This window comes from Amycolatopsis decaplanina DSM 44594 (assembly GCF_000342005.1).
Lineage (GTDB): Bacteria > Actinomycetota > Actinomycetes > Mycobacteriales > Pseudonocardiaceae > Amycolatopsis > Amycolatopsis decaplanina.
On sequence record NZ_AOHO01000074.1, the window covers coordinates 150,721 to 173,190 of the forward strand.

The following is a 22,470-nucleotide window of genomic DNA, read 5'->3' on the forward strand; positions in this document are numbered from 1 at the left end:
CCCCATGCGCTATATGTTTATTACGGAGAGAGTTGCTCATGCGTATTCGAGCCCCGGAAAGTACCTCTCCCACTCTTCCCTGATGATCCTCGGCGTCGCCAGTCCGCAGATCTCCTCGCCCACGCGATCCGTGTCCGTCTGCCCGCGGCGAGCCTCGTGAGTGGTAAGGACGGTTAGAACCGTCCTTACCACTCACGAGCCCCACCACGGTCCGCCGCGCCCAAGCCCGGAATGCCGGGCTTGGGCGTCACTCGTAGGTGCGCGGCGTCCAGACGACGCCGTTCTCGGCGCGGGTCTTCGACGAGCCGATGATCAGCAGGCAGCGCATGTCCACTTCCGACGGCTCCAGCGTGCCGAGGGTGACCACGCGGATGTCCTCCTCGGGTCCGCCGACGTCGCGGGCGACGACCACCGGGGTCTCCGGCGCGCGGTGCCGGAGCAGGACGTCGCGGGCCTGCGCGAGCTGCGTGGTCCGCGTGCGGGACGCCGGGTTGTACAGCGCGAGCACGAGATCCGCGGCGCCCGCCGCGTCCAGCCGTCGTTCGATGATCTCCCACGGCTTGAGCCGGTCGGACAGCGAAAGCACGCAGTAGTCGTGGCCCAGCGGCGCGCCGACGCGGGACGCGGCCGCCTGCGCCGCGGTCACGCCCGGCACGATCCGCACCCGTATGCCCGCGCCGTGTCCGGCGGCGACCTGCTCCAGCACCGCGGACGCCATCGCGAACACGCCGGGATCACCGGAGGAGACCACCGCGACCTTGGCACCGTTCGCGGCGAGTTCCAGCGCTTCGACGGCGCGTTCGGCCTCGACGCGGTTGCCCGACGCGTGCCGCTGCTGACCCGCGCGCTGCGGCACCCGCGCGACGTACGGGCCGTAGCCGACGATGTGCTCCGCCGCGGCCAGTTCCTCGGTCGCTTCGGGGGTCAGCCAGCCAGGACCCGCCGGGCCGAGGCCGACGACCACGACTTCACCGCCGGTGTGCGTTTCCCGCTCCCGGGAGACTTCGGGTTCGTCGGCGAGCCGGGACGCGTAGGCCGGGCTGGGCAGCAGCGCCAGCGAGAAGTACGGCACCGAATCCGGATCGACGTCGGCGAACGGCTCGACGCGCTGCGCCTGCCAGGTCGCACGCTCGACGTAGAAGGCGTCGTCCAGCTTTCCGGCTTCGGCCAGCGCTTCACGGACGTTGCCGAACGTGCGGCCGAGTTTGAGCACCGCCGCGGCCTGCGTGTCGGCCAGGCGACGCGCGAGTTCCGGCGCGGGCAGCGTGCCGGGCAGGATGGTGAGGACCTCGTCGCGCTGCACCAGCGGACGGCCGAGCACCGAGGACGCCGCGCTGACCGAAGTCACGCCCGGCACCACAGTCGCCTCGTAGCGGTCGGCGAGGCGTTCGTGCATGTACATGTAGGAGCCGTAGAAGAACGGGTCGCCTTCGCAGAGCACGACCACGTCGCGTCCGGCGTCGAGGTGTTCGGCGAGCCGTTTCGCGCTCAGCTCGTAGAAGTCGGCGATGGCGCCTTCGTAGCCGCCGGGATGGTCGGTGGTCTCGGTGGTGACCGGGTAGACCAGCTTCTCCTCGATCTGGCCTTCCCGCAGGTACGGCTCGGCGACCGAACGCGCGATGCTCCGGCCGTGCCGCGCGCTGTGATACGCGATGACTTCGGCCTCGCCGATCAGCCGGGCGGCCTTGACCGTCATCAGTTCCGGGTCGCCGGGTCCGAGCCCGACACCCCAGAGTTTCCCGAGCCCGCTCATTCGACCTCACTCGCCATCGCGTTGATCGCGGCGACGGCCATCGCGCTGCCGCCGCGGCGTCCGTGCACCACCAGGTACGGGGCGGGTGCCCGCTTCGCGAGCTCCGCTTTGGACTCGGCGGCGCCGATGAAGCCCACCGGGACACCGATGATCGCCGCCGGGGCACCGACCCCCTCGTCGAGCAGTTCCAGCAGGCGGAAAAGCGCGGTGGGTGCGTTGCCGATCGCCACGACGGAACCGGGCAGCTTGTCGCGCCACAGCTCCAGCGCGGCCGCGGACCGGGTGGTGCCCATCCGCTCGGCCAGCCCCGGCACCTTCGGATCGGACAGCGTGCACAGCACCTCGTTGGCGGCAGGCAAACGTTTGCGGGTCACCCCGGAGGCGATCATGTTCGCGTCGCACAGGATCGGCGCGCCCGCTTCGAGCGCGGCGCGGCCGGATTCCACGACGTCCAGGCTGTAGCGGAGATCGTCGACCAGGTCGACCATCCCGCAGGCGTGGATCATCCGCACGGCCAGCACCGCGACGTCGTCGGGGAGGATCGCGAGATCCGCCTCCTCACGGATGGTGGCGAACGAATGCCGGTAGATCTCGGCCCCGTCCCGGATGTAGTCGATCACTGTGTTCCCTTCTCCGCCAACGTCCTCGCCAGCTCGCCGACCGGGACGAACGCCCCGTCGACCAGATAACCGTCCTTCGTCGCGAGCACGTCGACGTGCTCGCGCGCGGGCTTTCCGCATCGCCGCGCACAGCCGGCGAAATGGACCCTCGGGGTCCGGCCGACGCGCGCCGCGTCGGCCCGCACGTCGGCGAGCGACTTCGCGCAGCCCGGATGTCCGATGCAGGCACTGATCCCGAGCGACGGCGCACCCGGATCGGTGATCAGCCCCGTGTCCGCTTCCAGGGCGCCGAGCACCAGGATCGACCGCCAAGGGGTGACCACGGCGTTCCCGGCCTTCGCGATCTTGCGCGCCTGAGCCGAGGTGAGCCTGCCGAAGACCGGGGCGATCCCGATCGCTTCCCCGATCGGTCCGATCGGAAGACCGGGCCTCGTCGCGAAGGTCTCCGGCTCGACTCGGTTTCCTGCGATGCCCTTGAGCAGCGGTTCGGTGTCGGCGAGTTCACTGACCCGCCAGGCCGTTCCCCTCGTACGGAGAAACGCGCGCGCTACCGACAGCAGGGTTTCGACAGCGTGCCCGGCGGTGACGCGCAAGCCGGTGTCTTCGCCTGCGAGCAACACCGCGCCGTCGCGCCAGCAGACGTCGGCGCCCTCACCTGCGACGTCGCCTTGGCCGCCGTCGAGGGCGAAAAGGAAGCGTCCCGGGAGTTCGGCCAGCTCAGGGGCGGCGCACAGGGCCTTGTCGAGTGCCGAGGCGAGCTTTCGCGCGGTGTCGCTGAGCGGCGAGGCGAGGATGTTGCGGACGCGTTCGTGCGACGGCGAGGGCAGGAGCCCGGCCGCGGCGAGCCTGCCCGCGAGACCGGGACGGGTGACGCCGCGCAGCTGGACGTTGCCGCGGGAGGTCAGGTGGAGGGCGCCGTCACCGAGGTCGTCGGCGGCGTCCGCGAGCGCTCCGAGCTGAGCCGCGGTGATGGCGCCGCCGGGCAGCCGGACCCGGGCGAGCGGACCGTCGGCGGCGTCGTGCGTGGCGAAAACACCAGGGCACGCGTCGGCTCGGACACGTGCGCTCGTGGACATGCGCTCACTGTAGATGGCCCGTTTCGGAGAGAGTAATTGTCGGATCTAATGTAGTAGGTATGCTACATTAGATCGCATCACTGAGATGGGGGTGACCAAATGAGAGATCCACTGGACGTGATGATCTCCGTCAAAGATCTCCGGATGCGGTACGGGACGAACGACGTCCTCCACGGCGTCGACTTCACCGCGCACCGCGGCGAGGTGATCTGCCTGCTGGGCCCGAACGGGGCGGGCAAGACCACGACGATCGAGATCCTCGAAGGCTTCCGGATGCGCTCGGAAGGCGAGGTCAGCGTGCTCGGCGTCGACCCGGCGCACGCCGACGAGAACTGGAGGGCGCGGCTGGGGGTCGTCCTCCAGGCCTGGCGTGACCACGCGAAATGGCGGGTGCGTGAGCTGCTGGAGCACCTGGGCGGCTACTACGCGCCGTACTCCACGGATCGCATCAAGCGGCCGTGGAATCCGGACGAGCTGGTCGCCGCGGTCGGCCTGACCGAGCACGCGGACAAGAAGGTCCGGATGCTGTCGGGCGGGCAGCGGCGCCGTCTCGACGTCGCGATCGGCATCGTCGGCCGCCCGGAACTGCTGTTCCTCGACGAGCCGACCGCCGGACTGGACCCGGAGGCGCGGCGCGAGTTCCACGAACTCGTGCACCGCCTGACCGATGACGACGACACGACGATCCTGCTGACCACACACGACCTCGACGAGGCCGAGAAACTGGCCGACCGGATCCTGATCCTGAACCACGGTCGGATCGTCGCCGACGGTTCGGCCGACGCGCTGAGCAGGCAGATCGCCGGCGAGGCCGAGGTGCGCTGGACGCTGGACGGCCGGCGGTTCGTGCACTCCACGACCGAATCGACGAAGTACGTGCACGAACTGTTCAAACAGCACGGGGACGCCGTCGGCGACCTGGAGGTCCGGCGGGCGTCGCTCGAAGACACGTACATGACCCTGGTCCGCAAGGCCGAAGCTCTCGAGGGGGTGGGCGCGCGATGAACGCGATTCGGCGCAGTGTCCGGCTGGGCGTCCAACGCGGCTGGATCGAAAGCCGCCAGATGATGACCAACCGTGAAGACCTGTTCAACGGTCTCATCTTCCCGCTGATCTTCGTGGTCGTCATGTTCTTCATGCGCGACTCGAAACTGCCGGGAACGGAGTTCTCGCTCGGCGCCGCCACCGTGCCGAGCGTGCTGGGCGCGGGGATCGTGTTCAGCGGCATGCTCGGGATGGCGGGCATCCTCTCCGTCGAACGCGAAGACGGCACGCTCCTGCGCGCCAAGGCGACTCCGAACGGCATGGTCGGCTACCTCGTCGGCAAGGTCGTCACGGTGTCGTTCAGCGGGATCGTCGGGCTCCTGCTGGTCCTGATCCCCAGCCTGTTCCTGTTCGACGGCATCGCGCCCGGCGGGCTGACGTCGTGGCTGGGCCTGCTGTGGGTGCTGGCGCTCGGCCTGGTCGCCACCATGCCGATCGGCGCGATCTTCGGCTCGCTGACCGCGAACGCGCGCAGCATCGGGCTGATCATGCTGCCCACGCTGGGACTCGGCGCGATCTCGGGGATCTTCTACCCGATCACCGCGCTGCCGGAATGGCTGCAGTACATCGCGCAGGTGTTCCCGATGTACTGGCTCGGCCTCGGCATGCGGTCGGCGCTCCTGCCGGACTCGACGGTGATAATCGAGATCGGGCAGTCCTGGCGGCCTTGGGAGACCCTCGGCGTGCTGGCCGTCTGGGCCGTGATCGGATTGACGCTGGCCCCGGTCGTCCTGCGGCGCATGGCGCGGCGCGAGTCCGGGTCCTCGGTGGCGGCACGACGGGAAAAGGCGATGCAGCGAATTGGCTAGCTCATGAGCGAGGTCGTTTACAACCGGATCGCGATGTTACGGGCGGAGCGGGGCATCTCCCGCCGCGAACTCGCCGATGCGCTGGGCGTGCACTACCAGACCATCGGCTACCTCGAACGCGGCGAGTACAGCCCGAGCCTCTACCTCGCGCTGCGGATCGCGGAGTTCTTCGAGGTGGCGGTGGAGATCATCTTCTCCACCGCCCCTTTCCCGCGGATCGGCGACTCCTCGTCGGAGCGGTCGGCGTGAGCCTGCCGGGACCCCGCAATCAGTCACCTGATTGCGGGGTGCCGTGGCGCGATACCGAGGGTGAATCCAGCGGAAACACCCATCGCCGCCACTTGACGAACACATCACCTTGACTCCCGCCGGACCGCACCGGAGAGTGAACTCCGACCCACGCGTCGGCAGGTGGAGGAACCCGGTGAGAGTCCGGGGCGGTCCCGCCACTGTCACCCTCCGGGCAAGGGAGGGAAGCCAGGAACTCCGGCCGTCGCGACCGCACGACCCGGGGCGCGGACACCCCGAGTGAGGACTGCCGTGATCCTGCTTCTGTCCACTTCGGACACCGACCTGCTCAGCGCCCGCGCCGGCGAGGCCGACTACCGGCTGGCGAACCCGGCCCGCCTCGATCTGGCCGAGTTGCCCGCCCTGCTCGACGGCGTCCAGATCGTCGTCGTGCGGATCCTCGGGTCCGAGCGCAGCTGGCAGGAGGGACTCGACACGGTCCGCGCGAGCGGCGCGCACGTGGTGGTCCTCGGCGGCGAGCAGACGCCGGACGCGCAGCTCATGAAGCTGTCCACCGTCCCGGCGGGCACGGCGGCGGAGGCACACGCCTACCTCGCGCAGGGCGGTCCGGCCAACCTCACCCAGCTGCACCGTTTCCTGAGCGACACGCTCCTGCTCACGGGTGACGGCTTCGAGCCGCCCGCCGTGCAGCCGCTGTGGGGTGTCCTGGAGCGCGAGCCGAAGACCACCGAGGGTCCGGTCGTCGCGATCCTCTACTACCGGGCGCATCACCTGTCCGGCAACACCGAGTTCGTCCACGCCCTCTCCGACGCCGTCGAGGACGCCGGGGGCCGCGCGCTGCCGATCCACTGCGCGTCCCTGCGCACCCGCGAGCCGGAGATGATGGCCGAGCTGGCCAAGGCGGACGCGCTCCTGGTCACCGTGCTGGCCGCCGGCGGCACCCGGCCCTCCGAGGTCGGCGCGGGCGGTGACGACGAGGCGTGGGACGTCGCCGAGATGGCCGCGCTCGACATCCCGATCCTGCAGGCGCTCTGCCTCACCAGCGACCGCGAGACCTGGGCCGCGAACGACGACGGGCTCTCCCCGCTCGACGCGGGCAACCAGATGGCGGTCCCCGAGTTCGACGGCCGTCTCATCACCGTCCCGTTCTCGTTCAAGGAGATCGACGACGACGGTCTCCCCAAGTACGTGCCGGACGCCGAGCGCGCGTCCCGCGTCGCCAAGATCGCGCTCGCCCACGCCCGCCTCCGCCACACTCCGCCGCCGGAGCGCCGCGTCGCGCTGATGCTGTCCGCGTACCCGACGAAGCACTCCCGCGTCGGCAACGCCGTCGGCCTCGACACCCCCGCGTCCGCGATCGAACTGCTGCGCCGCATGCGCGACCAGGGCTACGACCTGGGTGAAGACCCGTTCCCCGGCGTCGAGCCCACCGGCACCGACCAGCCGGACGGCGACGCCCTGATCCACGCGCTCATCGCCGCGGGCGGCCAGGATCCGGAGTGGCTGACCGAGGAGCAGCTGTCCGGCAACCCGATCCGCGTCCCCGCCGGCAAGTACCGCGAGTGGTTCGCCGAACTGCCGCCGGAACTGCGCGAGGGCATGGAGGAGCACTGGGGCCCCGCGCCCGGGGAGCTCTACGTCGACAACGGAGACATCGTCCTGGCGTCCCTGCGGTCCGGCAACGTCATCCTGATGATCCAGCCGCCGCGCGGGTTCGGCGAAAACCCGGTGGCGATCTACCACAACCCGGACCTCCCGCCGAGCCATCACTACCTGGCCGCGTACCGCTGGCTGGAGGAGGAATTCGGTGCGCACGCCGTCGTCCACCTCGGCAAACACGGTTCGCTGGAATGGCTGCCCGGCAAGACCGCCGGTCTCTCGGACTCGTGCGCGCCGGACGCCGTCCTGGGCAATCTGCCGCTGATCTACCCGTTCCTGATCAACGACCCCGGTGAAGGCGCGCAGGCGAAACGGCGCGCGCACGCCACGATCGTCGACCACCTGATCCCGCCGATGGCACGCGCCGAGAGCTACGGCGACATGGCCCGCCTGGAACAACTCCTGGACGAGCACGCGAACATCGCCGCGATGGACCCGGCGAAGCTGCCCGCGGTCCGTGCGCAGATCTGGACGCTGATCCAGGCCGCGAAACTGGACCACGACCTCGGTGTCGAGGAACGACCGCACGACGCGGAGTTCGACGACTTCCTGCTGCACATCGACGGCTGGCTGTGCGAGGTCAAGGACGCCCAGATCCGCGACGGCCTGCACATCCTCGGAGCCGCGCCGGAAGGCGAGGCACGGATCAACCTCGTGCTGGCGATGCTGCGTGCCCAGCAGATGTGGGGCGGCAAACAGGGCGCGGTCCCCGGCCTGCGTTCCGCGTTGGGGCTGAAGGAGAACAGCGACACACCGCTGTCCGAAGTGGACGCCATCGAGCAGACGGCCCGGTCGCTCGTCGAGGCGATGGAGGCCAGGGACTGGTCCCCCGCCGCCGTCGCCGAGGTCGTCGCCGAGGTGCCGGAACACCAGGAGGTCGCCCGAGTGCTGACCTTCGCCGCCACCGAGATCGTGCCGCGCCTCGCGGGCACCGGCGCCGAGATCGACGCCGTGCTCCACGCGCTCGACGGCGGCTACATCCCCGCGGGCCCCAGCGGTTCTCCCCTGCGCGGCCTGATCAACGTGCTGCCGACGGGCCGCAACTTCTACACCGTCGACCCGAAGGCCATCCCGAGCCGCCTCGCCTGGGAGACCGGGCAGGCTCTCGCGGACTCGCTTCTCCGTCGCTATAAAGAGGACACCGGCGACTGGCCGCGTTCGGTGGGCCTCTCCGTCTGGGGCACGTCGGCCATGCGCACGTCGGGCGACGACGCCGCGGAAGTCCTCGCACTGCTGGGTGTCCAGCCGGTCTGGGACGAAGCATCGCGGCGGGTCACCGGCATCGAGGCGATCCCGCTCGCCGAACTCGGCCGTCCGCGCATCGACGTCACCGTGCGGATCAGCGGTTTCTTCCGCGACGCCTTCCCACACGTGATCAGCCTGATGGACGACGCGGTGCGCCTCGTGGCGGGCCTCGACGAACCGGACGAACAGAACTTCGTCCGCGCCCACACCCGCGCGGATCTGGCCGCGCACGGTGACGAACGCCGGGCCACCACGAGGATCTTCGGCTCCAAGCCCGGCGCGTACGGCGCGGGCCTGCTGCCGCTGATGGATTCCGGGAACTGGCGCGACGACAAGGATCTCGCCGAGGTCTACGCGGTCTGGGGCGGGTTCGCCTACGGACGCGACCTCGACGGCAGGCCGGCGCGCGAGGACATGGAGAACTCGTACAAGCGGATCGTGGTCGCGGCCAAGAACACCGACACCCGTGAGCACGACATCGCCGACTCCGACGACTACTTCCAGTACCACGGCGGAATGATCGCGACGGTCCGCGCGCTGACCGGTACCGCGCCCGCGTCCTATGTCGGCGACAGCACCACCCCGGACGCGGTCCGCACCCGCACCCTCGGCGAGGAGACCGCCCGTGTCTTCCGGGCCCGCGTGGTCAACCCGCGCTGGCTGGCGGCGATGCGCAAGCACGGCTACAAGGGCGCCTTCGAACTGGCGGCGACGGTCGACTACCTCTTCGGTTTCGACGCGACCGCCGGGGTGGTCGGCGACTGGATGTACGAGAAGCTCACCGAGTCCTATGTGCTCGACGAGGTCAACCAGGAGTTCCTGCGCCAGGCCAACCCGTGGGCGTTGCGCGGCATCATCGAGCGCCTGAACGAGGCGGCCGATCGGGGGCTCTGGGCGGAACCGGACGCAGACCTTTTGGCTCAGCTGCGCGAGGTCTACCTATCGCTGGAGGGGGACCTCGAATCCTGACATCACCCGCTGGAGCAGCGCCATGGCACTCCCGGCGGTACCACTGTCATATGCGCAGAACTTAGCGTGACAAGGGCGGTGGGACGTCAAGGATCGGAAGGACAGCCATGATCAAGCGTCTGTTGAAGGTCGTGCTTCGCCACGGTTGCTGCTCGGCGTGCACCGGTCTGGGCTGCGGTTGCTGCGACGCCTGCAAGTAGTGGTTCAGGGGTGAACACCCGGGAGGTGGGTGTTCGCGCGGCGGACGTCGGCGGCGAGGGCTGGTACCTCGATCACCCGGCGTCCGGCCGCCTCCAGTGTCTCGGCGCCGACGCAGTCGACGAACACCGACGGCTCGCGCCAGGCGAAAACGACGCGCGGGATGCCGGCGTCGAGGATGAGCCGGGTACAGCTGCGCGGATGTGACGTCCGCGAGCTGCACGGCTCCAGCGACGTGTACATCGTCGCCTCCGCCAGCCTCGGGTCCCCCGGTTCGAGCTTGGCGAGCGCGGCCTCTTCGGCGTGGTTGGCGGGATCGCCGTCGCCCGAGTAACCGGTGGAGATCACTTCGCCGTCGGCGGAGGTGATCACCGCGCCGACGCGGAAAGTGCGCGGCGGGCAGTTCTCGGCCAGTGCGATGGCCTCGCGCAGTCGCAGGATGTCCACATCGGACGGTTCCGGTATCGCGTGGTACTCGAGTACGGCTATATCACCCAGCCGAGTGCTTTCGACCAGTGTCAGCCCACGCGGGAAAGCTCCTGGGCCGACGAAACGCGGCGCGCGCGAGTCACCGACGAAGAACGGCGCGATGGCCAGGTGGAGTTCATCGACCAGGCCTTCGGTGAGGAACTGAGTGTGGATCGCGCCCCCGCCTTCGACCATCAGCCGCCGGACGCCCCGCCTGTGGAGGTCGGCCAGTATCGCGCGTAGATCAGCCGTCTCGACGATGGTCGCCTTCACTCCCGTCACGACGCCGGGTGGCGCGTAGACCAGCTTCTCGGCGTCTCCGGCAGTGAAGAACCGCGCCGCCGGATCGAGTGACCCGCTCCGCGTGAGGGTGACCTTGACCGGCTGCTCCGGGCGACCTGCCGCGACCCGTTCGGCGACCAGCTCCGGCGAGCGGACCAGCAAGCGGGGATCGTCCGCGCGCACGGTGTTCGCGCCGACGAGGATCGCGTCCGACGCGGCGCGCAGACCGTCCACCCGGGCCCAGTCTTCCTCGTTCGACAGCACCAGCCGGGTGTCGCTCGCGTCGTCGAGGTATCCGTCCAGCGAGACCGCTGCGGACAACAGGATGTGGGGGCGTTCGGTCACGCCGCCAGTATGCCCCTCGTGAGTGGTAAGGACGGTTATTGAGGGTAAGACAAATGTGTCGTGATACGTGGGCTGCTGGGTGCCGCGAAAGCCACTTTCGAGACGTCTGATGTCCCGAAAGTGGCTTTCGCGACGCCGCTTGCCTCACGCGTGCCGTATCGGCGGCCATGGGCGTGAGTCCCGAGCGTCACGTTCGAGACGGTGAGCGTCCCGGGCGAGGCGCTCGAGACCCGCTCATCGTCCGAGGCAGGGAAAGCTCACACCTCGCCCGGCACGCCACCTTCGCCTTACCCCTCAATAGAACCGTCCTTACCACTCACGAGGATCTAGGCGTCGAAGTCCACCGTCACCGCGTCGGACACCGGCACGGACTGGCAGGTGAGCACGAAACCGGCGTCGACCTCGGCCTTCTCCAGCGCGAAGTTGCGCCGCATGTCCACCTTGCCGTCGCAGATCTTCGCCCGGCAGGTCCCGCACACCCCGCCCTTGCAGGCGAACGGCAGGTCCGGGCGATACTTCTGGGCGCCGTCGAGCAGCGAGGAGCCGCGAGACAACGTCATCGTCGTCGACCGGCCGTCGAGGACCAGCGTGACCTCGCTGGACGAGCCCACGACGGCGGGGTCGACGTGGTGCACCGGCTCCGGCGGAGTGTCCACATAGAACAGTTCCTGGTGGACCCGCTCGTCGGGGACGTCCAGCGAGCGAAGCAGTCCCTGCGCGCCGGTCACCATCTCGAACGGCCCGCACAGCCACCAGTGCGCGACGTCTTCGACCGGGATCAGCACGGTGCACAGGCGCCGCAGTTTCTCCACGTCGAGCCGTCCGGTGAACAATTCGGCCTCACGCGGTTCACGGGAGAGCACGTGGACGAGTTCGAGCCGCGCGGGGTAACGGTCCTTGAGGTCCGCGAGGTCGTCGGCGAACATGACGGTGTCCGTGCGGCGGTTGCCGTAGAGCACGGTCACCGTCGCGTCGGAGTCGCGGAGCAGCGAGGACGCGATCGACAGCACCGGCGTGATGCCGGATCCGGCCGCGATCAGCACGTGGTGTCCGGCGGCTTCCAGGTCTGGGCTGAAATTCCCGGCGGGCGGCGCGACCTCGATCTCGTCGCCGGGTTTCACGTCGCGCACGAGCCACGAGGAGAACAGCCCGCCCGGCACCTCCCGGACGCCGACCCGCGGCGCCGCGCCGGCGGGCGCGCAGATCGAGTACGAGCGGCGTTCGTCGCGGCCGTCGACGTCGCGGCGCAGGGTCAGCGACTGGCCCGGCTGGAAGCGAAAGGTGTCCGCCAGGTCTTCGGGGACGTCGAAGGTCACGGCGACGGCGTCGTCGCACAGGCGCTGGACGTCGGACACCTTCAGGGTGTGGAAACCCGTGCGGCGCAGGGTCGCTGTCACTAGATCTCCTTGACGTGTTCGAACGGTTCGAGGCAGAACCGGCAGCGGCGCAGGGCCTTGCACGCCGTCGCGCTGAACCGGGACTGCTCTTCGGTGTCCGCGGAACCACAACGGGGGCAGCGGACCGACGACACCGGCGGGCTCAACGTGAGCGGGATCGGGCCGGTCCGCCGCGGCGCCGCCCCCGGCGGCGCGATACCGGCCTCGGCCAGTTTCCGTTTGCCGTCCTCGGTGATCCAGTCCGTGGACCAAGCGGGCTGGAGCACCGTGCGGACTTCGACCTCGCCGTAGCCCGCGCCGGTCAGCGCGTGCACGAGGTCGTCGCGCATGGTGTCCATCGCCGGGCAGCCGGTGTAGGTCGGGGTGATCGCGACGACCACCCGGCCCTCCTCTTCGGACACCTCACGCAATACGCCGAGGTCGGCGAGGGTGAGCATCGGCAGTTCCGGGTCGGTGACAGTGGCCGCCACGGCGTACGCGGTCACCATGTCGCGTCCGGGTGCTCCCTGGCGACGCTCTGCAGGGTCGCCAGCAGGTAGCCCATCCGCTCGGTGTGCACGCCGTCGCGGCCCATCCGGCCGGAAACCCCGGCGATGGCACCGATTTCGGGGCGCGTCAGCTTCGCGACGGCCAGCACCTGGTCGAGGATCGCGTCGAACTCCGGCCGCAGCGAGGGCGACTCGACGAATTCGGCCTCGTGCGCCGCGAACAACTCGTCCACGTACGGCCAGACCGCGTCCAGCCCTTCCTGCATCCGCGAGTGGGACAGTTCAGTGCCGTCGCCGAGGCGCACGGCCCACTGGGCGGCGTAGTCGCGGTGGTAGGCGACTTCCTTGACGCCCTTGTCCGCGATGGCCGCCAGCACCGGATCGACGCTCGTCCGCAAACGCTGGAGCAGGGCGAGCCGCCAGATCGAGAACACCAGCAGCCGCGCGATCAGGTGCCCGAAGTGCCCGCCGTCGAGTTCGGCGAGGCGGACGTTTCGGTACTCCTGCTCGTTCCGGAAGAAGGCGTACGAGTCCTCGCTCCGGTCACTGCCATCGGCCTTGCCCGCGCGGGCGAGCAGCAGCCGGGCCTGCCCGAGCAGGTCGAGCGCGATGTTGGCGATCGCGACCTCGTCCTCGAGTTCGGGCGCGTTCGTGCACCACTCCTGCAGCCGGTGCGAGAAGATCAGCGCGTCGTCGCCGAGCATCAGGCAGTAGGCCGCGAGTCTCGCTCCGTCCACACCGGACGGAACAGTGGTGTCCACACCGGACAGTGGATCCTCGAACCCGGTCCCGAAGGCCCAGCGGGAGTCGTTTTCCTCGGTGATCGCCTCATAGGCGTTGTCGAAGCTCATGTCACATGTGGGGAACGTTGTCGGGGATTTCGTAGAACGTCGGGTGCCGGTACACCTTGTCACCGCTGGGCGCGAAGAACGGGTCCTTCTCGTCCGGCGAGGACGCCGTGATGTCCGAAGCACGCACGACCCAGATCGACACGCCCTCGTTGCGGCGGGTGTACAGATCCCGCGCGTGGTGCAGCGCCATGTCGTCGTCCGCCGCGTGCAGCGAACCCACGTGCACGTGGTTCAGCCCGCGCTTGCCCCGGACGAACACCTCGTACAACGGCCAGTCGTGCTTCATGCCGAAGCCCCTTTCTTGGCGGCGTGGGCGGCCGCGGCTTCCCGCACCCACGCACCGTCTTCCTGGGCCCGCCGCCGGTGCGCGATGCGCTGGGCGTTGCAGGGGCCGTTGCCCTTCAACACGTTCTTGAACTCGTCCCAGTCGACCGCGCCGAAGTCGTAGTGCCCGCGTTCGGCGTTCCACTTCAAGTCCGGGTCCGGGAACGTGACACCCAGCGCCTCGGCCTGCGGGATGGACATGTCCACGAACCGCTGCCGAAGCTCGTCGTTCGTGTGGCGTTTGACCTTCCACGCCATCGACTGCGCGGTGTTCGGCGAGTCCGCGTCCGGCGGCCCGAACATCATCAGCGACGGCCACCACCAGCGGTTCACCGCCTCCTGCACCATTTCGCGCTGCTCTGGAGTGCCGCGCATCATGGTCATCAGCAGTTCGTAGCCCTGCCGCTGGTGGAAGGACTCCTCCTTGCAGATGCGGATCATGGCGCGCGCGTACGGCCCGTACGAACTGCGGCACAACGGGACCTGGTTGCAGATCGCCGCGCCGTCCACCAGCCAGCCGATCACGCCGACGTCGGCGAAGGTCAGCGTCGGATAGTTGAAGATCGACGAGTACTTCTGCCTGCCGTTGATCAGTTTGTCGGTCAGATCAGCGCGGTCGGCCCCGAGGGTGGCGGCCGCGGAGTACAGGTACAGCCCGTGCCCGGCCTCGTCCTGCACCTTGGCCAGCAGGATCGCCTTGCGCCGCAAGGAAGGCGCACGGGTGATCCAATTGCCTTCGGGCTGCATGCCGATGATCTCCGAATGCGCGTGCTGCGCGATCTGCCGGATCATCGTCTTGCGGTAGCCCTCGGGCACCCAGTCACGCGGCTCGATGCGCTGGTCGCGCTCGATGGTCTCCTCGAAGTGCTTTTCGAGGTCTTCGAAGGGGCGCTTTTCATCAGACACAGTGGCCGTCATGACTGCTCCTTGGCGACCAGGGTGAGCACGTCGTACTTGGCGACCGAGTCGCCGTCGGCGTTGGTGACGTCGGCGTCCCAGCGGACCTCGCCGTACTCCTGGTCGATACGCGGGGTGATCTGCTTGGCGGTCAAGGTCACCGTGAGGGTGTCGCCCACCTTGACCGGGGTGAGGAACCGCAGGTTCTCCAGGCCGTAGTTGGCCAGCACCGGGCCGGGTTCCGGCGAGACGAACAGACCGGCGGCGAACGAGACCACGAGGTAGCCGTGCGCCACGATCCCGCCGAACAGCGGGTTCGCCGCCGCGGCCTCGGGGTCGGTGTGGGCGTAGAAGGTGTCGCCGGTGAACTCGGCGAAGTGGTCGACGTCCTCCTGGGTGACAGTGCGCGGCCCGGCGACGACGGAGTCGCCGATCTTCAACTCCGCCAAGGACTTCCGGAACGGGTGGACATCACCCTCAGTCCTCGGTGCACCCGCGACCCAGCGGCCGGTGACCGTGCTCAGGACCGCGGGCGAACCCTGGACGGCCGTGCGCTGCATGTGGTGCAGCACGCCGCGGACGCCGCCCATCTCCTCGCCGCCACCGGCGCGGCCGGGACCGCCGTGCACCAGCTGCGGCATGGGCGAACCGTGGCCGGTGGACTCCTTGGCGTCGTCGGCGTCCAGCACCAGCAGACGGCCGTGATACGGCGCGACACCGAGGACGACCTCGCGCACGAACTCCTGGTCCGCGGAAACGACGGAGCCCACGAGACTGCCGCCGCCGCGCGCGGCGAGCTCGATGACCTGTTCGGTGGAGGTGTACGGCAGCAGCGTCGACACCGGGCCGAATGCCTCGACCTCGTGCGGCTCCGAGCGCTCCGGGTCGGCCTTCAGCAGTACGGGTGAGATGAACGCGCCGCGTTCGGCGTCCGCGCCGACGACCTCGACCTGCTCCGGGTCGCCGAAGACGACCGTGCCGACGTCCAGCAGCGCCTTGAGCGACCGCCGGACCTCTTCACGCTGTTCCAGGCTCGCGAGCGCGCCCATCCGGACGCCCTCGGCGGTGGGGTTGCCGATGGTGGTCTTCGCCAGCCGCGCGCTCGCGGCCTCGGCGACGTCGTCCAGCAGGTCGGCGGGCACGAAGGCGCGACGGATGGCGGTGCACTTCTGGCCCGCCTTGACCGTCATCTCGGTGGTCAGCTGCTTGACGAAGAGGTCGAATTCGGTGGTGCCGGGTTTGGCGTCCGGGCCGAGGATCGACAGGTTCAACGAGTCGGCCTCGGCGTTGAACCGGACGGAGTTGCGCACGATCGCCGGATGCGCGCGCAACTTCTGCGCCGTCGACGCGGAGCCGGTGAAGGAGACCAGGTCCTGCGCCGTCAGGTGGTCGAGCAGGTCGCCGACGCTGCCCGCGACGAACTGCAGCGTGCCCTCGGGCAGGATGCCGGAGTCGATGATGATCTCGACCAGCCGCGCGGTGAGGTACGCGGTCTGGCTGGCGGGTTTGATCAGGCTCGGCACGCCGGCGAGGAACGCGGGCGCGAACTTCTCCAGCGGGCCCCAGACCGGGAAGTTGAACGCGTTGATCTGGACGGCGACGCCGCGCAACGGGACGGCGATGTGCTGGGCGACGAAGGTGCCGCCCTTGCTCAGCGGCTCGACGTTGCCGTCGACGTAGACGGTGTCGTTCGGCAGTTCGCGCTTGCCCTTGCTGGAGTAGGCGAACAGGACGCCGATGCCGCCGTCGATGTCGACCATCGAGTCACCCTTGGTGGCGCCCGTCCTGGCCGAGAGCGCGTACAGCTCGTCGCGGTGTTCTCGCAGGTGAGAGGCCAGTGCCTTCAGCAGTGCGGCACGCTGATGGAAAGTCAGCTCACGCAGCGCGGGGCCGCCGACGCGGCGGCCGTGGTCCAGCGCGGCGGCGAAGTCGATGCCCTCGGACGAGACCCGGGCGACCTCCTCGCCGGTCGAGGCGTCGTGCAGCGGTACTCCGTCGGCTTCCGCCGTGTGCCATCCGCCGGAGACGTAGCTGCGCAGCAATGCCATGGGGCGACCCTTCGCGTGGTGGATTAACAGACCGTCCGTTCAGTAATTGACTGTAGCTCGTGACCCGGCACTTGCAAACCCCCTGATGGCGGTGGACCCTTGACATCAGCCCGAAAACGCGCCTTTACTGGCGACACCCTTTAACAACCGTCCATTCGGTCAGTAACTAGGTGGTCTCGGTTTGACTAACGCCGCGCACACGATGTTCGCCGACGACCTCGCGTCGAACGCGCTGGGCATCGAACTGGTCGAGGCCGCCGACGGGCACGCCGTCGCCACCATGCGGATCACCGAGACGATGGTCAACGGGCACGGCATCGCGCACGGCGGCTACGTCTTCCTGCTCGCCGACACGACGTTCGCCTGCGCCTGCAACACCCACGGGCCGGTCACCGTCGCCTCCGGCGCCGAGATCTCCTTCGTCGCCGCCGGAAAGCTCGGCGACCACCTCATCGCCACCGCCACCGAGCGGACCCGCTACGGCCGCAACGGCATCTACGACGTCACCGTGCACCGGGAGACCCCCGACGGGCCGGAGGTCGTCGCCGAATTCCGCGGCCGCAGCCGCACCATCCAGAAAGCATCACGATGAGCGCCTTCAGCGACGAAGCCGAGAACCTGACCATCGACGAACTCCAGGCGCTGCAACTGAAGCGTCTCCAGTGGACGCTACGGCACGCCTACGACAACGTGCCGTTCTACACCCGGAAGTTCGACGAGGTGGGCGTCCACCCGGACGACTGCAAGGCGCTGGAAGACCTGGCGAAGTTCCCCTTCACCACCAAACAGGACCTGCGCGACAACTACCCGTTCGGCATGTTCGCCGTGCCCCAGGCGCAGGTCAGCCGCATCCACGCCTCCAGCGGGACCACCGGGAAACCGACCGTCGTCGGCTACACCGCCGAAGACATCGACACGTGGGCGACGGTGATGGCGCGCTCGATCCGCGCCGCGGGCGGGCGGCCGGGCGACAAGGTCCACGTTGCCTATGGGTACGGCCTGTTCACCGGCGGCCTCGGCGCGCACTACGGCGCCGAAAAGCTCGGCTGCACGGTGATCCCGGCGTCGGGCGGCATGACCGCGCGCCAGGTGCAGATCATCACCGATTTCAAGCCCGAGATCATCATGGTCACCCCGTCGTACATGCTCACGCTGCTCGACGAATTCGAACGGCAGGGCATCGACCCACAGTCCAGTTCGCTCAAGGTCGGCATCTTCGGCGCCGAGCCGTGGACCGAGCAGATGCGCACGGAGATCGAGGAGCGCGTCGGCATCGACGCCGTCGACATCTACGGCCTGTCCGAGGTGATGGGTCCCGGCGTCGCGCAGGAGTGCGTCGAGACCAAGGACGGGCTGCACATCTGGGAGGACCACTTCTTCCCCGAGGTGATCGACCCGTTCACCGAAAAGCCCACCGACGCCGAGGGCGAACTGCTGTTCACCTCGCTCACCAAGCAGGCGCTGCCGATCATCCGGTACCGCACGCGCGACCTCACCCGGCTGCTGCCGGGCACAGCGCGGCCGGCGTTCCGGCGGATGGAGAAGGTGACCGGCCGCAGCGATGACATGATCATCCTGCGTGGCGTCAACGTCTTCCCCACGCAGATCGAGGAAGTCGTGCTGGTGACCCCCGCGCTCGCGCCGCATTTCCAGCTGATCCGGTCCACGAAGGGCCGGATGGATCACCTGACCGTCCGGGTCGAGGCACGTCCGGACGCGACCGTCGAGCAGCGCGCCGAGGCCGCCGCCCGGCTGATCGCCGGGGTCAAGGACGGGGTCGGCGTGAGCGTCGGCGTCGAGGTCGTCGACCCGGACACGCTGGAACGTTCGCTGGGCAAGATGCGCCGCGTCCTCGACGAACGGGACCGCGCTTGAGCACCCCCGCCCGCCGGGGGCGCCCCGGTTACGACCTCGAGTCGCTGCTGCAGGTCGCGGTCAAACTGTTCAACGAACGCGGCTACGACGGCACCAGCATGGAGGACCTCTCCCGCAAACTCGGCATCACGAAATCCGCGATCTATCACCACGTGCCGAGCAAGGAGGAGCTGCTGCGGCTTGCCGTCGACCGCGCGCTGAACGGCCTGTTCGCCGTCGCCGCCGAGACGGAATCCTTCGAGGGCAGGGCGATCGAGAAGCTGGAACACCTGGTGCGGGGCAGCGTCCTCGTGCTGGTCGACCAGTTGCCGTTCGTGACGCTGCTGCTGCGGGTGCGCGGCAACACGAAGGTCGAGCGCGCGGCACTGGCGCGGCGGCGCGAGTTCGACCGGCTCGTGACGGAACTGGTGAAACAGGCCGAAGCCGAAGGCGACGTGCGGCCCGACATCGATCCCGCGGTCACCGCGCGGCTCCTGTACGGCATGGTGAACTCGCTGATCGAGTGGTACCGGCCGCGCCGTGGGTCGGCCGGGACGGAACTGGCGGACGCGGTGTGCAAGATCGCCTTCGACGGCCTCCGGACTCAGCAGGGCTCGTGAGTGGTAAGGACGGTTCTAACCGTCCTTACCACTCACGAGGCCCGAGGCGGCCGCGCCTGCCAGATCAGCGCGTCGCGCAGCTGCTGGATGAGCTGTTCGTCGTCGGCCTCCGACGGATCCACCCCGAGCGGGATCCAGCGTTCGCAGACCTCGGCACCGTTCTCGAAACTCGTGATCACGATCCCCGCGTAGGAGACGCTTTCCTCCTCGGTGTCGTCTTGGATCCGGACGTCACGATGCTGCAGCCGCACACTGACCCACCGCCCGGCACGGCGAACCGGATCGCGTTCAGCACTCGCCATTCGTCCCTACCCATGACACCCGATCCCCCCGCCCCGAACGTCGCCGTGAAGGCCCCAGGGGTTACCGGTGGGTTGTTCCGAATGAGTAACGGCAGCCGGTCACGTGAAACGGTTACGCTCGGCCCATGAGCACCGATCCGGAAATCCGGCGGCGCCGCCTCGAACCGGCCGCCCGGCGTGCCGAGATCCTGGCCGCGGCCCGGCGGCTGTTCGGCGCGGGCACTTACGCCTCGGTTTCGACCTCGGACATCGCGAAGGCCGCCGGGGTGGCCAGGCCGCTGATCAACCACTACTTCGGTGGCAAGCGGGAGCTGTACCTGGAAGTCGTCCGGCAGATGATGATCGTCCCGGCGCCGGTGATCGAGAACCTGCCCGACACGACCCCCGAAGAGCGGCTCGCGATCAGTGTCCAGCACTGGATCGAGGTCGTCGAACGCAACGAACAGGCGTGGCTGACGGCGATCGGCCCGGAGGCGGTGGGCCGCGACCCGGACATCGAGCGGATCATGCTGGAGGGTGACGAGATCGCCGCCGACCGTGTGCTCGCGGCCGCGTTGATGAGCGAGGTCACCGAGGGTCGCGAGGAACTCCGCGCGATGATCCGTTCGTACGGCGGGATGCTGCGCGCCGCATCACGCGAATGGTTGATCCGCGGCACGCTCGGCCGGGAGGAGCTGCGGATCTTCCTCACCGACTCGATCCTGCACCTGCTGCGGGTCACCTACCCGGCCGTGCTCGCAAAGCGTTCCGCCGGGCGTAGGCCGCCGGCGTCATCCCCTTCCAGCGCTTGAAGGCGTAGATGAAACTCGACGCCTCGGCATAGCCCAGCCGCAGTGCGACGTCCTCCACGCTGAGCGCGCCGGTGTCGAGCATCTCCTCCGCCAAGGCCTGGCGGACCTCGTCGAGCAGGGCCCGGTAGCCGGTCCCGGCCTCGAACAGCCTCCTTCGCAGTGTGCGAGGGCTGAGGGCGAGCTGCCGCGCGACCTCCTCCATTCCCGCGTCGACCCCGCCGAGCCGCACCAGTCTTTCCCGGACCTGCTGGGCGATCCCGGACCGTTCCCGTTTCCGCGACACCAGCGACTCGCATTGCGCGGCACAGACCGCGACGGTCTGATCGTTGGCCTGCGGCAGCGGTTTGTCGAGGAAGAGCGGATCCAGGGTGGCGACGTGCGACGGCGCGGAGAACGACGGCGCCACGCCGAAGGTCCGCACGTATTCGTCCACAGTGGAGGGTTTCTTGTGCCGGAAAGCCAAGGAGCGCAGGGAGATGCCCGGCAGGATGTCGCGCATGACGGTGTGGATGGCGCCGAGGTCGCGCAGCACCAGGAAGTGGGCCACGTCGCCGGGCACGCGGCTGTCGTCCATGGCCAGCGTGAGCCGTCCGGCCTCGACGGTCACGTGCGGGATGCAGAAGGTGAAGCTCAGGTCCAGGTACCGCAGGGCGAAGCGCATGGCGTCCCCCAGTGTCGGGCTGCTGATGCACGCGAAGCCGAAGATGCCGAACGCGCTGACGCGGTATCGCCTGCTCAGCCGCAGCGCGACGTCGTCCCCGCCACCGAGCCCGCGGATCAGGGCCCGGACCACCGCGAGCTCCTGTCGCGCGTCGACCTGGCCGTCCACGGGGGCATGCTCGTAGGACTCCAGTCCCGCGACGCCGTTCTCGGCGGCGAAGCGGGCCATGAGCACGATGCTCGCCGTGCCGCGCGGATAGTCCCAGTCCCGGATCACCGGCGGCGGTAGTTCCATGGCCGGGATTATGGATCCCGGCACCGATCGGCGCATTGAGGACCATAGCTGTCCTTGATCCCGATTAGGGTGAACCGCATGTCCGACACGTTGAGCAGGCGCGCGCTGAACCGCGCCATGCTGGACCGGCAGCTGCTGCTCCGGCGTTCGAAGATGACCGCGCTCCAAGCGGTCGAGCACCTGGCCGGATTGCAGGCGCAGGCGCCGAACCCGCCGTACTTCGCGCTGTGGACGCGGCTGCACGGCTTCCGCCAGGCCGACCTGGCGAACCTCCTGCTGGACAAGAGCGTCGTGCGGATCGCGCTCATGCGCGGCACGGTGCACCTGGTCACACGAGAGGACGCGCTGGCGTGGCGGCCGATCGTGCAGCCCCTCTACGACCGCTCGGTGACCGGCAACACCCAGTTCGGCCCCGACATCAAGGGCCTCGACCACCAGGAGATCGCCCGCACCGCCCGCAAACTGCTCGGCGAACGGCCGCTTTCGTCGGCCGAACTCGGTGCGGAACTCGCGAAGCGCTGGGAGGGCGTGGCACCCTCGTCGCTGGTGCACGTCTCGCGGGCGCTGCTGCCGCTGGTGCAGGTCCCGCCGCGCGGTGTCTGGGGCAGGTCGGGGCAGCCGACGTATCAGACCACCGGGGACTGGCTCGGCGCCGAACCGGACGAGTCGCTGTCGCCCGAAGCGATGTTCCGGCGCTATCTGGCCGCGTTCGGACCGGCCAGTGTGCAGGACGCGCAGGCGTGGGCCGGGATCACGAAACTCGGTGACGTCGCCGAACGGCTGCGGCCGGAACTGCGTACGTTCCGTGACGAGAACGGCCGCGAGCTCTTCGACTTCGAGGACGCCCCGCGCCCGGATCCGGACACCCCCGCGCCCGCCCGGCTGCTGGGACCGTTCGACCAGACCGTCCTGTCCTACGCCGACCGCACCCGGGTGATCAGCGACGAGTACCGCAAGGTCGTCATCACGCAGAACGGCCTGGTCAAGGGCACCATCCTGGTCGGCGGGTTCGTGAAGGGCTTCTGGGAGATCAAGACGGTGAAGAAGGCCGCGTCGGTGGTGATCACGCCGTTCGAGCGCGTCCCGAAACGCGATCTGGACACTCTCGAAAGCTCGGCCCACCGCCTCCTGACCTGGGCGCACCCCACCGCGGAGTCCTACTCGGTGCAATTCGGCACCTGATTGCGATAGTTCGCGCCGCCGACTACCGCAACCAGGTGCCGAAT

General features: G+C 69.1%; 21 protein-coding genes and 1 riboswitch. Of the genes, 9 read left to right on the forward strand and 12 right to left on the reverse strand.

Going from position 1 to position 22,470, the window contains the following annotated elements:
* Nucleotides 1–247 precede the first annotated feature (247 nt).
* From H074_RS30920 to H074_RS30930, 3 genes are read right to left on the reverse strand one after another with little or no spacing between them, the layout of a single operon-like run.
* Entirely contained in the window at nucleotides 248–1,753 is a 1,506-nt protein-coding gene (locus H074_RS30920) for a precorrin-2 C(20)-methyltransferase (RefSeq protein ID WP_007034016.1), read from the reverse strand.
* Nucleotides 1,750–2,373 carry a precorrin-8X methylmutase gene (locus tag H074_RS30925; protein ID WP_007034017.1) on the reverse strand — a complete coding sequence of 208 codons (624 nt, stop codon included), beginning with the start codon at nucleotides 2,371–2,373 and terminating at the stop codon, nucleotides 1,750–1,752. Before H074_RS30925 ends, H074_RS30920 begins: the two co-directional genes overlap by 4 nt.
* Complete coding sequence (locus tag H074_RS30930) at nucleotides 2,370–3,449, reverse strand: precorrin-3B synthase (RefSeq protein WP_007034018.1); 1,080 nt, start codon at nucleotides 3,447–3,449, stop codon at nucleotides 2,370–2,372. The genes H074_RS30925 and H074_RS30930 overlap by 4 nt, the downstream gene beginning before the upstream one ends.
* Nucleotides 3,450–3,548: 99 nt before the next feature.
* Between H074_RS30930 and H074_RS30935 the strand changes: the two genes are divergently transcribed.
* The 4 genes from H074_RS30935 to cobN all read left to right on the forward strand — a co-directional run bounded on the left by H074_RS30935 (nucleotide 3,549) and on the right by cobN (nucleotide 9,424).
* Nucleotides 3,549–4,454, forward strand: a complete 906-nt coding sequence (locus H074_RS30935; protein WP_039923718.1) for an ABC transporter ATP-binding protein — start codon at nucleotides 3,549–3,551, stop codon at nucleotides 4,452–4,454.
* Nucleotides 4,451–5,302: an ABC transporter permease gene (locus H074_RS30940; protein ID WP_007034020.1), complete on the forward strand. Its 852-nt coding sequence runs from the start codon at nucleotides 4,451–4,453 to the stop codon at nucleotides 5,300–5,302. The genes H074_RS30935 and H074_RS30940 overlap by 4 nt, the downstream gene beginning before the upstream one ends.
* Before the next feature lie 3 nt (nucleotides 5,303–5,305).
* Nucleotides 5,306–5,551 carry a helix-turn-helix transcriptional regulator gene (locus tag H074_RS30945; RefSeq protein WP_005162705.1) on the forward strand — a complete coding sequence of 82 codons (246 nt, stop codon included), beginning with the start codon at nucleotides 5,306–5,308 and terminating at the stop codon, nucleotides 5,549–5,551.
* A gap of 165 nt (nucleotides 5,552–5,716) precedes the next feature.
* Nucleotides 5,717–5,789, forward strand: a riboswitch (cobalamin riboswitch).
* 53 nt (nucleotides 5,790–5,842) lie between these two features.
* Complete coding sequence (gene cobN, locus H074_RS30950; protein WP_039923719.1) at nucleotides 5,843–9,424, forward strand: cobaltochelatase subunit CobN; 3,582 nt, start codon at nucleotides 5,843–5,845, stop codon at nucleotides 9,422–9,424.
* Between the two features lie 204 nt (nucleotides 9,425–9,628).
* Here cobN and H074_RS30955 read toward each other — a convergent pair whose 3' ends face one another.
* The 7 genes from H074_RS30955 to paaZ all read right to left on the reverse strand — a co-directional run bounded on the left by H074_RS30955 (nucleotide 9,629) and on the right by paaZ (nucleotide 16,722).
* Nucleotides 9,629–10,717, reverse strand: coding sequence for a dihydrofolate reductase family protein (locus H074_RS30955; protein WP_007034022.1), 1,089 nt, complete (start codon nucleotides 10,715–10,717; stop codon nucleotides 9,629–9,631).
* A gap of 326 nt (nucleotides 10,718–11,043) precedes the next feature.
* Nucleotides 11,044–12,114 (reverse strand): 1,2-phenylacetyl-CoA epoxidase subunit PaaE, encoded by a 1,071-nt coding sequence (gene paaE, locus H074_RS30960; protein WP_007034023.1) that lies wholly within the window; start codon nucleotides 12,112–12,114, stop codon nucleotides 11,044–11,046.
* Nucleotides 12,114–12,602, reverse strand: a complete 489-nt coding sequence (gene paaD / locus H074_RS30965) for a 1,2-phenylacetyl-CoA epoxidase subunit PaaD (protein ID WP_007034024.1) — start codon at nucleotides 12,600–12,602, stop codon at nucleotides 12,114–12,116. The genes paaE and paaD overlap by 1 nt, the downstream gene beginning before the upstream one ends.
* A complete protein-coding gene (gene paaC / locus H074_RS30970) occupies nucleotides 12,596–13,453 on the reverse strand; it encodes a 1,2-phenylacetyl-CoA epoxidase subunit PaaC (RefSeq protein WP_007034025.1) in 858 nt (285 codons plus the stop codon). Before paaC ends, paaD begins: the two co-directional genes overlap by 7 nt.
* 1 nt (nucleotide 13,454) lies before the next feature.
* Nucleotides 13,455–13,739 (reverse strand): 1,2-phenylacetyl-CoA epoxidase subunit PaaB, encoded by a 285-nt coding sequence (gene paaB, locus H074_RS30975; RefSeq protein ID WP_007034026.1) that lies wholly within the window; start codon nucleotides 13,737–13,739, stop codon nucleotides 13,455–13,457.
* Nucleotides 13,736–14,695: a 1,2-phenylacetyl-CoA epoxidase subunit PaaA gene (gene paaA, locus H074_RS30980; RefSeq protein WP_007034027.1), complete on the reverse strand. Its 960-nt coding sequence runs from the start codon at nucleotides 14,693–14,695 to the stop codon at nucleotides 13,736–13,738. The genes paaB and paaA overlap by 4 nt, the downstream gene beginning before the upstream one ends.
* Entirely contained in the window at nucleotides 14,692–16,722 is a 2,031-nt protein-coding gene (paaZ, locus tag H074_RS30985; RefSeq protein WP_007034028.1) for a phenylacetic acid degradation bifunctional protein PaaZ, read from the reverse strand. The genes paaA and paaZ overlap by 4 nt, the downstream gene beginning before the upstream one ends.
* Before the next feature lie 202 nt (nucleotides 16,723–16,924).
* Between paaZ and paaI the strand changes: the two genes are divergently transcribed.
* The 3 genes from paaI to H074_RS31000 are packed head-to-tail and all read left to right on the forward strand — an operon-like array spanning nucleotide 16,925 to nucleotide 19,196.
* A complete protein-coding gene (gene paaI, locus H074_RS30990) occupies nucleotides 16,925–17,314 on the forward strand; it encodes a hydroxyphenylacetyl-CoA thioesterase PaaI (RefSeq protein ID WP_039923720.1) in 390 nt (129 codons plus the stop codon).
* The gene (gene paaK / locus H074_RS30995; protein ID WP_007034030.1) at nucleotides 17,311–18,597 is read left to right on the forward strand and encodes a phenylacetate--CoA ligase PaaK; all 1,287 of its coding nucleotides are present in this window, start codon (nucleotides 17,311–17,313) and stop codon (nucleotides 18,595–18,597) included. The genes paaI and paaK overlap by 4 nt, the downstream gene beginning before the upstream one ends.
* Nucleotides 18,594–19,196 carry a TetR/AcrR family transcriptional regulator gene (locus H074_RS31000; protein ID WP_007034031.1) on the forward strand — a complete coding sequence of 201 codons (603 nt, stop codon included), beginning with the start codon at nucleotides 18,594–18,596 and terminating at the stop codon, nucleotides 19,194–19,196. Before paaK ends, H074_RS31000 begins: the two co-directional genes overlap by 4 nt.
* A gap of 32 nt (nucleotides 19,197–19,228) precedes the next feature.
* Here H074_RS31000 and H074_RS31005 read toward each other — a convergent pair whose 3' ends face one another.
* On the reverse strand, nucleotides 19,229–19,498 hold the full coding sequence (locus H074_RS31005) for a hypothetical protein (protein WP_007034032.1): 270 nt from the start codon (nucleotides 19,496–19,498) through the stop codon (nucleotides 19,229–19,231).
* A gap of 125 nt (nucleotides 19,499–19,623) precedes the next feature.
* Between H074_RS31005 and H074_RS31010 the strand changes: the two genes are divergently transcribed.
* Complete coding sequence (locus tag H074_RS31010; protein WP_007034033.1) at nucleotides 19,624–20,289, forward strand: TetR/AcrR family transcriptional regulator; 666 nt, start codon at nucleotides 19,624–19,626, stop codon at nucleotides 20,287–20,289.
* On the opposite strand, the gene H074_RS31015 is transcribed toward H074_RS31010, so the two are convergent.
* Nucleotides 20,216–21,244 (reverse strand): AraC family transcriptional regulator, encoded by a 1,029-nt coding sequence (locus H074_RS31015; RefSeq protein WP_007034034.1) that lies wholly within the window; start codon nucleotides 21,242–21,244, stop codon nucleotides 20,216–20,218. The two genes, H074_RS31010 and H074_RS31015, sit on opposite strands and share 74 nt — an antisense overlap.
* Nucleotides 21,245–21,322: 78 nt before the next feature.
* Here H074_RS31015 and H074_RS31020 point away from each other — a divergent pair, with 78 nt between their 5' ends.
* A complete protein-coding gene (locus H074_RS31020; protein WP_007034035.1) occupies nucleotides 21,323–22,426 on the forward strand; it encodes a winged helix DNA-binding domain-containing protein in 1,104 nt (367 codons plus the stop codon).
* The last annotated feature ends 44 nt before the right edge of the window (nucleotides 22,427–22,470 follow it).